The sequence below is a fragment of the Eubacteriaceae bacterium ES3 genome (genome assembly GCA_030586155.1).
In the GTDB taxonomy this organism is placed as follows: domain Bacteria; phylum Bacillota; class Clostridia; order Eubacteriales; family Eubacteriaceae; genus Acetobacterium.
Genome location: CP130741.1, coordinates 1,420,104 through 1,432,796 on the forward strand (window position 1 = coordinate 1,420,104; position 12,693 = coordinate 1,432,796).

General features: G+C 37.1%; 11 protein-coding genes and 1 pseudogene. 2 read left to right on the plus strand and 10 right to left on the minus strand.

All coding sequences use genetic code 11. The annotated features are described in order from the left end of the window. Nucleotides 1-8 precede the first annotated feature (8 nt). The 5 genes from Q5O24_06480 to Q5O24_06500 all read right to left on the minus strand — a co-directional run bounded on the left by Q5O24_06480 (nt 9) and on the right by Q5O24_06500 (nt 3,928). Nucleotides 9-704 (minus strand): hypothetical protein, encoded by a 696-nt coding sequence (locus Q5O24_06480; GenBank protein WKY48959.1) that lies wholly within the window; start codon nt 702-704, stop codon nt 9-11. Next, nucleotides 697-2,067, minus strand: a complete 1,371-nt coding sequence (locus Q5O24_06485) for an AAA family ATPase (protein ID WKY48960.1) — start codon at nt 2,065-2,067, stop codon at nt 697-699. Before Q5O24_06485 ends, Q5O24_06480 begins: the two co-directional genes overlap by 8 nt. A 463-nt stretch (nt 2,068-2,530) precedes the next feature. Beyond that, nucleotides 2,531-3,088 carry an exonuclease domain-containing protein gene (locus tag Q5O24_06490; GenBank protein WKY48961.1) on the minus strand — a complete coding sequence of 186 codons (558 nt, stop codon included), beginning with the start codon at nt 3,086-3,088 and terminating at the stop codon, nt 2,531-2,533. After that, the gene (locus Q5O24_06495) at nt 3,081-3,230 is read right to left on the minus strand and encodes a hypothetical protein (GenBank protein ID WKY48962.1); all 150 of its coding nucleotides are present in this window, start codon (nt 3,228-3,230) and stop codon (nt 3,081-3,083) included. Before Q5O24_06495 ends, Q5O24_06490 begins: the two co-directional genes overlap by 8 nt. 125 nt (nt 3,231-3,355) lie before the next feature. Next, the gene (locus tag Q5O24_06500) at nt 3,356-3,928 is read right to left on the minus strand and encodes a hypothetical protein (protein ID WKY48963.1); all 573 of its coding nucleotides are present in this window, start codon (nt 3,926-3,928) and stop codon (nt 3,356-3,358) included. 203 nt (nt 3,929-4,131) lie between these two features. On the opposite strand from Q5O24_06500, the gene Q5O24_06505 reads away from it, so the two are divergent. Next, on the plus strand, nt 4,132-4,338 hold the full coding sequence (locus tag Q5O24_06505; protein ID WKY48964.1) for a hypothetical protein: 207 nt from the start codon (nt 4,132-4,134) through the stop codon (nt 4,336-4,338). Nucleotides 4,339-4,448: 110 nt separating this feature from the next. Here the strand turns inward: Q5O24_06505 and Q5O24_06510 are convergent, their stop codons facing one another. After that, the gene (locus tag Q5O24_06510) at nt 4,449-7,130 is read right to left on the minus strand and encodes a hypothetical protein (protein ID WKY48965.1); all 2,682 of its coding nucleotides are present in this window, start codon (nt 7,128-7,130) and stop codon (nt 4,449-4,451) included. A gap of 425 nt (nt 7,131-7,555) precedes the next feature. Here Q5O24_06510 and Q5O24_06515 point away from each other — a divergent pair, with 425 nt between their 5' ends. After that, nucleotides 7,556-7,780 (plus strand): hypothetical protein, encoded by a 225-nt coding sequence (locus Q5O24_06515; GenBank protein ID WKY48966.1) that lies wholly within the window; start codon nt 7,556-7,558, stop codon nt 7,778-7,780. A gap of 84 nt (nt 7,781-7,864) precedes the next feature. On the opposite strand, the pseudogene Q5O24_06520 reads toward Q5O24_06515, so the two are convergent. The 4 genes and pseudogenes from Q5O24_06520 to Q5O24_06535 form a co-directional block, all read right to left on the minus strand. Continuing rightward, nucleotides 7,865-8,637: pseudogene (locus Q5O24_06520) on the minus strand (IS5 family transposase). Between the two features lie 103 nt (nt 8,638-8,740). Further along, nucleotides 8,741-10,309 carry a hypothetical protein gene (locus tag Q5O24_06525; GenBank protein ID WKY48967.1) on the minus strand — a complete coding sequence of 523 codons (1,569 nt, stop codon included), beginning with the start codon at nt 10,307-10,309 and terminating at the stop codon, nt 8,741-8,743. A 190-nt stretch (nt 10,310-10,499) separates the two neighbouring features. Beyond that, complete coding sequence (locus Q5O24_06530) at nt 10,500-11,108, minus strand: methyltransferase domain-containing protein (protein WKY48968.1); 609 nt, start codon at nt 11,106-11,108, stop codon at nt 10,500-10,502. Between the two features lie 288 nt (nt 11,109-11,396). Then, entirely contained in the window at nt 11,397-12,605 is a 1,209-nt protein-coding gene (locus Q5O24_06535; GenBank protein WKY48969.1) for a GTPase domain-containing protein, read from the minus strand. Between the last annotated feature and the right edge of the window lie 88 nt (nt 12,606-12,693).

Below are 12,693 nucleotides of genomic sequence, written 5' to 3' on the forward strand. Positions count from 1 at the left end.
ATCCAAGCTTATTTCTGTTTTTTTATATTTTTAAAATAAAGATGGAAATTACTGCCTCGATGGAGAGAGTTATAGCCGTATTTGATATATTTCCAGGTTTGCTGATAGTTTCCAGTTATTTTTAGGTCTTTGCGGTTTAAAATTTTTATAAAGTCATAGGGGTGTTCATAAAAATGGTCTTCCAGTTGTTCGGCAAGATTTTTCTTATGGCTATTTGATAGTTCATCAATCTGATTATGAAGGGCATGTTCAAGATTGCGAGAGAAATAATATATCTGATATGGGATTCCGGCTATTTCTTTTTTATTATGAAGTCTGGTGACGATCTCCTTTTTCAAGTGATTCCTTAATATCATGGCCTGGCAGTCCCTGGCATAAATCTTACTTTTGGAATAATGGGTTTTAGTCCGATCTGTAGGTACAACAGCTGAATCAGGAACAAAGGCGCCATCCGTATCAATCAGATGAATCACTTGCTGAATATCGTGTTTGTTATAGCGCTTTTTCCCCATAAAAACCTTGATCTGATGCCAGATCTTCTCTTCAATATTCTTGCTTGTTGTTCCATCACGAGAAGTCAAATCCCCTTCTGTTATTTCAAAATGTACCTGCCTGTTTTTTAAAAGCCTGGTGAGAACCAAACCCATCGAGACCTGATCGGTAATACCTTCCACTAAAAAGAGAACAACTTTTTTTCTAGTCATGCAAAAGCCTCCCGGCCTTTCTAAAGGCCCGACTAATTTCAAAGACATTGGTAGAGGCGTAAATCTCTTCTCTCTGGCCGCCCAGGTTAATTGTGCGCAAATAGAGATCGCGCATATTATTGTCGCCGTTATCTTCGGAAAAACGAATATAGCGGTTTTGCGCATTGGTGGTGGTAAAAAGCATTGAAGACTTATGAATCATTTCTAGCGGTCGCAGGTTGTGCGAGGTAAATAATAACTGGCCTTTGCCATTTTTTTCAAGGACTTCCAGCAGTTCACCAAGGAGATATTCGTAAACACCGGCATCCAATTCGTCAATGGCCACGCAGATTCCGGGGAAATGGTAAACAGCGATGAGCAGATTTAGGATTGATAGAATTTTTTTAATCCCTTCGGACTCGTATCTTAAGGGGACTTGATGTTGATTGCGAACAGACAGGATTTCGAAACGAATCCCTTCCTCCCCACTTGCTGTCATCTGGGGTCCATAATTTTTAACAGTTAATGCCATGTCAGGGATCATGGCGGTGATGACCAGATTAATACTTTCGATTATTTGTTGAAGCAGTTGAAATGTTTTTTGGGGAAAAATTGAAGGTTCGGATAGTGAAATGGGCAGATCGCCAAAAACGTCCCGGTTGTCATATTCCTGAATAAATGAAAAGGGCATGACCATATTGAGGTTGATAAAGCTGGAGTGAATGCTTTTAATGACAAACAGATTTTTAGTAGCGTAACGTTTTAAGATCGTTAAAAGGAGAGATAAATCTGGGATATCTGCTGTTTCTAAAAGATGGAGTAGCTCGTCAGAAAAGAAAAAGGAGCGACATTCCTTAAATGCCAGTTTTTTAGCTACGGCAGCATCGATGAAACGATCCTGATTGTTTTGAATTAAGGCATTAAATTGCTCTTGTGGTGTAAAGAGTAGCTCTTGATTATCGATTTGATATTCCAGCTTTACCACTTGACTATCGGTGAGCGCTCTTTTAAAGAAAAGTTTTTCCTCGGTGATTGCGGGACGGTTTTCCGAATTTTGTATTTTAAAGCGATAGTCAAAATTAAAGGCATCGCCATTATGACTGATCCAAAAGGAAAACTGGCACTCAGCTGATTTTTCCCCCTTGGTTAGATAATTCATTATTTCAGGTGGTAAGGAGCTTCCCGACATCAACCTCTTTAGGAAATCCAGCACTTCGATAACAGCTGTTTTACCTGAACCATTTTGGCCATAAATCCCTAGAATATCGGCATTCATTTCATCAATCGGCTCAGCCAGCTTGCCCAGATGATCTATTTTTCCGTAGCAGACATTTTTGATGTTGTTAATTTCAATTGTGCAGATTCTGACTATGATATCTTTCATTCTCCACCCCCCTTTAATTTTCTGTACATTAGAACTGATAGCTGATAGTAATTTTATTCCCTTTCTTCATTTAGATAAACGACACAATTATTAATTCGAATCTCATGATTGAAGAAACAGAACAGATTAAATATGCTTTGTCATGATAGGCAATTATAAAGAATTCGTTCAATTCGATAGTATAAGTTCCAAATCCGACTTGATATATGATTCGTTCATTATATTATCCTGGGAAATTAAGTTAATGAAATATATTGGCAGTAAATATCTTTTTGTAATATCTTCACTAATATCAGAAGGTACAAGCAAGTTTCCGTTCTCATTGGAGGGTTTTCTATCGATATTTCAACATATCCTTCATTGTAGTCCCAGTCAGTAGCGTTAATAGCGCTGAGCTTGGAAAAATTCAGTACCCAGTAGCTGGCTGTATCATCGATGGTTGATTGGATTAGTATCATCACTCTTATAACCTGGCAACAGAGTATTTCTCAAATTTATGGTTGAGGAGTTTCATGATCATCAACTCATCAATCGCATCAGTCAAGGCATTGTGAAGCTCATGGTATTGGTGTTTTTCACTTAAAATCCGATAGATATTTTCGACACCATAGCCGCGCTTCATGCGGCCGGATTTGCAGCATTCAAAATGATCCTTAATGCTTGGATTGTGCTGCCGATAGGCAGCGATCTTCATGATGTCATACCAGTTAAGATGTCCCAATTCCGGCAGGTGGAGGTGATCAAATGCAGCGTTGTAGGCAAATATCGAGTCGGCCTTGTAATCTGCCAAAAAAATTTTCAAATTAGTCATTGCTTCGCGTCGCGAACATTCAAGATCAGGAACGATCCCCGTGGTATAAAGGGCATGGGAGTACATTCCGCCGTGGTCTTTATAGGGTGTTAAAATATAGTAACGCTTGTCGATTGGATCAAAGGTTTTTGCGTCAGCAACGACAACTCCAACGGACATTACTGCATCATCCCAGGTGGTTTCAGTATCAATGACGGCAAATTTACTCATGGCTTGCTCCTTTTACAATAATACCAGATTGCTGATCAAGGCAGTAATCAATGGCTGACTGACTCTGATTTAGCTTTAAAATTTTCCAGTTATTGAGGTTAAGATGACAGTAATAGTAATCAAAATAGTATTTTCGTTTCATGTTTCCTCACTTTGTATAGTATTTGACCGAACAGTCGGTTTAGCTTTTTTAAAACATCGTTATGGCACCAGCTTTGGATCCTTTATTAGAAACTCTTTACGTATATGGCAGCATATGAGCTTTGGTTAATCATAAAACGTCACATTATTAGTGGTTCCATCCGTTAAAATAACTGCCTGCAATAATGAACCGTCAGGGTTAACCCATACATAAATGTAGCTAATCTGATTGTCTTCAAAAGGGATTTGAGTTGCATCAATCTGTGTTCCATCACACCCCAGAATATTGACAATCTCATCATAAGTGGAACCAACAGGAATACTGTCAGCCTGATCTTCTGTTACAGTTTTACTTGTCAAAAAAGCAAGGTCTTTATGACTAGGATAAAATAGTGTCTTGCTGATTAACAATCCATCCTCATCAAATAAGGCGCTCACGCCAAAGCCAGTTTCTTCATTAACATAAGTATAACTGTTTTCTATTCCTGTATTCTCTTCAGGCGTGACTTGAAGACTCGCATCAACATCTTCTTTTGATTGTCCAAATTGAATGCGATCATAAAATTCATACACAATTTCGCTGGAAGCAATTGTCGTTTCAGAGGATTCTATAGCTGTTTCACTACTGTTACCGTCGCAGCCGGACATTAATAACACCACCGTCATCAATAAAATCATCACTAGAGTATTCTTTTTCATCATCGTTTCCTTTCATTTTAATATATTACGACTAATGTTTATTTAAAGCCTATTATAAATTTACCCCAAATATGTGGTTTTTATCTTTTTTCATAATTGATACACATAGGTTTTAAATTTTGAACACTATAGCAACACATTGCTAGCGTAAAATATTGATAATCTAATTTAAACAATGAGCAAATACAATTAAAGAGGGAAAAATGATGTTAGAAAAATTTAATGAGGAACAGAAAAGAATTATAAAAAGTGGTTTTATCGATGGTCTTGATGCATCAATCTACGCTAACCCCAATTATTCAGCCAATTATATGCGACAAATGTATGTTGCTATGATGCTTAATTACTTTAATAGTCGTAATAAAAGGACCCCGAAATATCTTGAAACGATGGCCTTATTTGCTGATTAGTGACTAGACTTTTTAGTGAGTTTAGTTAATGTGACAAATTTGTATTGAACGCAAAGGGACGGCACTTTTGAGCTTCGCGCTCAATACCACCGTCCCTCGCGAGTTCCGCGTTACCAGTCAAAATATTGTTTTTTCAATTGCTGGCATATCCTGACATCTGTTGAAAATAAAGAGACTTCATTCAACGAAGCTTCATCTATAGAAGCAATGTCTTTTGCAGTTTCAGCCGTAGTTGTTTCATCTTTTGCTTTATCATCTATCTCGGCTTCATTTCTATAATTTTCGCCAGCAGATATAACATTTGTTCTACTTAAAATAAAGCTTTTGTCATCAAAAAGCATAACTTTTGCATATGTATTGCCGCGTTTTGTAATTGCATTTCTTCCTAATCTAAGTTCTAGTTTGGAAGCTTTTTTGAACTCTGCTTCAGAAGCATACATATCTTCCTCATGATCCTTTCCAGGTCGAACCTTCATACCATATAATAATCTCACTTTTAAATCAGGATAATTCGACATAGCCGTTCCTAAGTTATTAAGCAAATTGTTAAATTGCCGGTCATCTAAAATAGGATCTACTATATAGATATATTTGCGTGCTGCTTCAATCTGCCTATACAATTCATCATCAAAATCCTGATTAGTCAGCAACTTCGCCTTAATTCCTTCGAGTTCTTTTCTTAATTTGACAACTTTTGCTTTTTCAACGCTAAAGAAATTCTCATATTTCAACAAATCTTCCTCGATAGTAGAAATATTTCTTATTTGCGTTTGTATACTTTCTTCTAATTCTTTTTTCTCTTTTTTGAGTAAAGTGATGTCATTTTTAAGATTTTGCGTAATTTCCTTGTCTTTTATTTTATTAGTTTTCATTTTCTCAAGCAGCCTTGATTTTAAATAAATATCAAGTGATTTTTGTTTATGCTCCTGTTCTTTGTTATTAATTTCTAATTTTTTACTTTCGAGTTCATTTTTAAACTCACTATTTATTTGCTGATGTTCATTTATCTCATCATCCTGTTTGTCACATAGTTGTAGCAGTTTCTCTTTTTGCTCATTCACGTATTCAAGATCTTCCAATAGTTTGTCATTTTCATCAATTTTCACTTCATAATTGCTCTCCAATTTTCTGAGCTCCTCTGTTTGCTCTGCAAGAGACTTACTTAGTTCATCAGATGTCGTTGTTTTTTCCAGTTGTTTCTGCAAAACCTCACAATCTTTTTCTTTTGCAACAATTTGATTCTGTAAGTCGTCGATCTTATCGTAAGAAAATTTAATATCTGACAACAATTTTTCTTTTTGATTTTCAAAATCAGTTGCTTCATCTTTAATTTTTTGTCGCTCTAGGTCCCATATATTTTGTTGCTTATGTAATTCCATAATTTGAACTTCATACTCCGTCAATAGATCTTTATTTTTATCTGAACCGGAGTTTTCATATATGCTTATTACCTGTTGTAATTCCTCACGGGATAACTGAGTTTCCTGAAGTGCTACTGCTCTATCAATTTTAAAGAATGTTGGAGTTGATGAATGGTTCAAGCTAAACGTCATGGTTGCAAGATCCATGGTACTCGTCAAAAATGACAGTGAATACCCTCCTGTAATACGTTTTGCCAAAGATTTCGGTGATGTTGTGTTACAAACCTCAAATATTCTCTTTTCGACAAGGCTGAAATCTGCCAGGGAGAATTTTCTTATGAGGTCAAAGACAAAGTCTTGAGAAAATTCAGCATTACAGAATATTTTTTTCCACATCCCAATGATCGTATTGGAGGTGTCTGTTTCAATAAAATTCAGCAATTGCTGGTATTTTTTTAAGTCAAGGGTCTTGTTTTCAAGGCTTTGCTGCAAATCTGTCTTTTCCTCAGTAAGTGATTTGTTTTCGATTTTCTTATCTTCAATAATTCGAAAAGAATCACTATTTTTTTTTGCCGAATTATTGTCTGTCATAATTTTATTATTGGAAATAATTTGACGTTCAATGGCAGTTATTCTTTGTTTGATATCATCATTTTCAGCCGCCATATTATTGACTGATTTCCAAAGATTATGGATGGTACGCACGTCTAAAAGCATTTTTTGTCTGGTTGTATTGTTGATTAGATCCAATGGCAGTTTACCTTTACTCTCGTTGAAACCACCAGCACCAGATGCAGCAAGCCATACAAATCTTGCCAGTTTCCAAGTCGAAAGCCTTGCCCTAATCAAAGAATAGATAAGCGGTTGAATTGCGAAAAAAATACCAATCAATAATAAAGCTGGTAAATTCCAATAGACTATTGCTAGAAGTAGTGCTAATAAAAGTAATGCTTCACAAAGTATCGTTCCTAATAACAAATTCTCGAAGTCCGGCTTTGTTAGATTGGGATATTTTTGAAAAAGCAAATCATTGATCTCATAGACTGATTTTCCCTTAATCTCATTCTTGCTAAGTATGCGTGATGATTTTTGGGTAACGCTCGCCAGTAATTCGTCATCGCTTTGAAAGTCATTTCCTCGGACAGCTTTTGTCAGAAGTCTTTTATATTCTTCTTTTAAGGCTGACATTGAATAATCCGAATACTCAATTTGTTTTTTTTCATAACGCTGCTGTACGGAATCTGGTTTTAAGCTATCACTTTTTTCCTCTAGTTTTGGAAAAAACAACGCTAAAAATGTAATGATAATTCTCTTTATATTATAAAACAGGACTTTGATATAAGTATCAGTATTAAATGTTGCCAATTCAGCAAGTTCATTGACTGCTTCTGATTGACCAACGTTTTGAATTCCATCAAGTAGTGTTTTCACAAATGTTTACCTCTCATGTAACCAGATAGTTCTAGGTTTATTTATCCTTATAATTAGAATCTGTTTAATCTTTGATTTCGATAATTTTTAGAAGATTGTTTTCATGTTAGACCTAATGGGTTGTTGGCTCCTATTTTTGAATAGAGTCTTTGTAACTTTATCGTCAATTTATCGTTTTTCTTTAGATTTGTTTTCTTATATATTTCATCAAAAAATCATAAAAACAAATTTATTTACCCGGATAAACAACTTTTCAAAAATGTCAAGTAAATACAAAAAAATTAACTAAATCATGAGCTATAGACAGTCAAGAAAAGGGGATAATATTACTTTTATTGGATCAGCTTGTCTAGTTATCGGAGGAACTGTTGCTTTGATTTGAGTTATGCTATAATGAATAAAATATTTTAATAAAAGGATGACAGATGAACGAGAACAAACTCAATTTACTCCGTATGCTAGTCAATGATGGTGATGAAGTGGCGCTACAGGAATTAGCCGATTATTATTATTTTAAAACCAACAAACAAACCCTCTCGTTTCAAGTCAGGCAAGAGGGTTTAAATGTTTATCACCAATTGGCCGAAACAGGTAACGCTCATGACATGGCGACCCTGGGCGTTATCTATTATGAAGGGCTTATTCTATAAAAAAAGAGACATTTATAGAGATGTCTCTTTTTCAGTGTCATAAGAAATATTTGCTAGGGTGTGTCTGAAAAGTCAAAACACCAATTATTTTGACAAAAGCCAGATGCCAGCAATGTAAACAAAGCTACAAAACGAAGATGCCAGCTTGTCATAACGAGTCGCAACTCTACGAAAATGTTTGATTTTATTGAAAAAGCATTCAACCAGATGGCGTTCTTTATAAAGCCACCAGTCACAGTCCCAGGGTTCTTTGGTGTTTGACTTTGGCGGAATTGTATAGGTTGCACCCTGTGAAGTGATATAAGTCCGGATCTCTTTAGTTCCATAAGCTTTATCACCCAAAATGTTGGCATTTTTGATTTCAATGTTTGCCAGTAGACCAATTGCAGCGGTATTATCGCTAATCTGGCCGCCTGAAAGTTCAAAGTGAATCGGATTACCCAGAGCGTCGACGACTGCGTGAATTTTAGTCGTGTTACCGCCCCGGCTTTTACCGATGTATTGATTCACTTCTGCATTTACAGCCCCTTTTTAGCACCAGCACTGTGCTGATGCGCTTTTACAATGGTTGAATCAATGCTGAGATTTTCAAAGTCAGCATCGGTATTTAAGGCATGAAAAATATTTGCCAGTGTTTCGTCATCACGCCATTTACAGAAACGGCTGTAGACCGTTTTCCACGAACCAAAACGTTCGGGAAGATCTCGCCACGCAGCACCACTTCGCGCAATCCATAAAATTGCGTTGAAGATTAACCGATTATCTTTTGGCGGTCGACCAGTTTTCGCTTTGGGAAATAAAGCTTTAATCTGTTCCCATTGTTCGTCTGTAATTTCATAGCGTTTTGATGGCATTATCGTGCTCCCAACGTTTTGGTTTTATTTTAAAACGCATTGTGGTGATTGTAAAGATTTTGTTTTCAGACACGCCCTAGTGTCGCTTTGTCTGAAATGCAAGAAATTATTCAGCCGGTTTCCATTCTGAGTTCATCGATAATTTGAAATCGTGCCACATAAAAGTAATTGTTTTCCAGGTGACTTCTTTGGGGATAATTTCGGTCATGCCGGCACCATAAAACTCATAACTCGATTCACCTTCGCTGTTGACCTTAAATTCATTTTGCAGATAGTCCTGAAGGGTGCCTTCCGAATATAGGTCATCATCATAAATATTCTTGCCGACTTCAGCAATATCACCATCGAATAAAATTGTACCATTACTGTCCGTTAGCATGAGATTGACATCTTGGCCAATATCTTTAAGACTTGTAAGATCTGCAGCAAAATCATACAGACGAGCCTGTGCAACAATATAACCGGCAATTTCATCATCTTTTACAACCGGTGTTATAAAGCCCAACTGCTGCAATGCGGAAGTCTGAGCATCGGAAAAACTTATTTCAGTAATGAAGGGCTGTCTGTCAGATGTTAAAGAAGGTATATCAAGATCATATAAATCAAATGAATTCCCTTCATAATAACTGGGATAGGATGTGATGATCATATTATCGGTGTCAACAAAAACGACAGCCTTGGCAATTAAACTATTCTGAGATACTTGCGCCAGGGCCGTTGAAAAAGCGTCACTGTCGGGACCAGATTCCTGGTAAGCGACTACAGCTGTATCCGTTAAAGTTTCAAGGGTGGTGAATTCATCATAAATATAGTCAGAAGCCTCATCAAACCAGGCCAATTCTTCGGCATTAAAAGATCGCAATTCGGATACGGTGGTTTCACTTCCCGGTTCCGTATTAGCATAAACGCGAAGGTCCTGCCCGAAAGCATTGACCGTATTCCATTCAATTTCTTTTTCAACCGGTTCACTTGTACCTGTCGCATTGTAGGTGTAAGAGCCTTGGCCCTGTGCATTCGGGATGATTTGTTTCTGCACAAGGGTCTGCATGCCTACAAACGAATCATACATATGATCGGTTAAAATGTTTTTTCCGATTTCGGTCATGTTATTGGTATAGATATTAGTGCCGTTTGTATCAAGGATGCCAAGATCCAGATCCTGTCCAATGGCAAACTGACTGAATTCAGCCCCAAAAGAATAGGGGTCAATATAGGCAATGACCCATCCCCCATTCTCAATTGGAACAGACGCATAGAGAAAGGGTGTACTGTCAGAACTGGAATTCTGTTTGATGATCAGCATCGGGGTGTCAACAAAGAGTTCATTTAACTGGTTGACGCTTTTCAAGTTCAGACCGATATAGGGAGTATCGACTTTGGTGGCGACTTGCGTTATATTTGTCTGGGCATCGGTAACCAGGATATCGTAAAAATATGCTTTTGAGTTAAGTCTCTCATTAAGTGAAGCATAGATTTCTTCATCACCAGCTGCCGCATCCCCGATAGAGGCTCCGATATCGGAAAGCATCAACTGCAATGAGTCCATCTCTTCCTGTAAGTAGGCAGTTCCGTCAGCAAGGGGGTCCGTTTCACTAGTATCTGAATTATTTGAATTTGAACAGGCCGAAAACAACAAGGTTAAAATAAGCATAAGAGGCAGTAACTTCTTTGTCATAACGTTTACACTCCTTCAAAATAATATTTATTAATTATTCTAACATAATAATAAACGTAAAATCAAAGTAAATGGTAAACATATTGTATATTTATTGAATTCTGTGTATGCTTTTGTTCAAAATTAGAGCACATAGGGACCCACCATACTACCTTAACTCACATCTTTGCATTATCCTTTTAAGGTATTGTTAACTGATTTTTACACCCGTCATCAGGAGCTGTGTCCTCTTCTTTATCGCTGAAATCTTTTTAAAGCCACTCTCTTCATAAAAGTCTCTGAGCTCCTTTTGGTTGTAACATTTGACATCGCCCATTTTCAGAAACGGTAGAAACAGATTTTCAAGCTGCCTGATCACTGGTGGCAGGCACGGATCGGCAATCAGTAATTGCCCGCCCGGCTTGATGATCCGATAAGCTTCTGCCATAAAGGCTGCCGGCCGGGTAAAATGATGAAAAGCGCAACAAACGGTCAGCAGATCAAACTGATCGTTCTTAAAAGGCATTTGATCGGCCGTAGCAACCTGAAAAACCATTCCCTCATTGGCCGCCCGCGCTGTTTTTATCATTTCTTCGGAAACATCAATGCCATATGCGTTCACCTCGGCCTGACGGGCTAGCATCTGTAACATGCGGCCATCCCCGCAGGCTACATCTAAAATAGTATCACCGTCGCGAAGTAGCGCCTGCTGGCTGATCAAGTGATTATAGGAAAGCGTAAACCGGCCTTCCGGCGAATTCTGATAGTCTTTGGCTTTCAGATTATAGGATTGTCTTGATTGTTCGGTTTTTTTGTCCATCTGTGACTCCTAAGTATTTTTGCGGTAATTGGATTGGTTAGTTTGATTAATATTAGAATTAATATTTTGTTTTGGGAGATAAGTATTAACAACTTTACCCGAGAACTCAAAGGGACGGCTCTTATGTGTTACATCTAATGAACACTGCACCACCGTTTCTATGTGTTCCGGTCGTTATTTTTTGAGTGGTAATTACTATCATTAAACAAACGTTTTTACCATTTTTTAGATAACTATAACCGGTTAACGACAGATTTAAACGATCATTAGCTTATAATTATTTGTTATTCAAATTTGCTCTTCTGGTTCCTTTTTATTATCAGAGCCTTTAAACAATGCTGCTAACAAATCGGGTATAACTTTACCAATGTCTTTTGGATCTTTTGAAACCTTCTCAATGATCGGCGTCATTTTTTCTATAAACCCTGATGATAATTGTTCTTCCATAACTTTTCTAACCCAATCAATATCGGCTAAACTCTTTTCACCCAAATATATTTTTTCAAATACGTAAATTGCCCCTTCTCCAATTGCTGCAACAATAGCGCCGGCAATGATCGCATTAATAGGTATCGCAGCCAGGTTTATTCCAGGAATAAGTTTCAAGGTACCGATTGCACCTTTGGCAACAAGGCTTACTGTACCAACATCAACAATTGTATTAAAAAACATTTTGGAGTTTTCATCATCTTTTATGCCGTAGATACTGCCTACCCCTTTAATTAGTCCCATTTCAATTGGAACGAGTATGAATGCATCAGCAGATGGTATAGTTGGTACTGCCCCAACTGTTGCACCTGCTGCTGTTGCCGCGCCAACTAGACTGTGTGCCATTGCTCTTTTGCGGTTAAGAATAAATTTGGATACAGCCAGTTTACCTTTTTGAATGCCCTCTGGCATTAATACATTTGTAGCATCAATTAATTCTGCAATACCCATCGGTGGTGCAAAAGCTGTTTCATTGAGGACATATACTGACGCAACAACTGGAATTATCTTCCGTAAATTTTTAAAAGCTTTTTCTTTACTTTCTATTATCTGGTTCATCAATTCGATATGTGTATCTCGTTCAGGAAGAGCAAATGATTTGGTAATAACGACAATTACAGGAACCGACTTCCATGTTGAAGTTGCTTTTGAGAGATCTTTCATAGATGTTTTAAACTCTTTACTATTTGTAGCGTCTACACAAAACCAGATCACATTGATCTGATTATCATTATGACCTTCTTTTACACCTTCTTTAGTCCATTTTTTAATGGCGTTAATTGTCTTTTGCTGCTTAATAATTGACGGTTCGAAACAAACTGTTTCAACCAGTCTAAAAGGAATTACTTGACTTTCAAAAATATCGAGTTCATCGATATCATCAACAGGACCCCATCCTTTCTCTGTGGTTTCATCACCGAGAACAGCCTGTATCAATGTAGATTTACCAACTTCCTGATTTCCGATTACCAGAACATTTCCCCACATTGTGGATTTTTCAATTTCCATTTTTCACCTCTCATAAATGGCATTATTTATTCTCTTTTCATTATAGTAATTGCAAATTTCGCTCGGCTCATTTATTTGATACAAATTC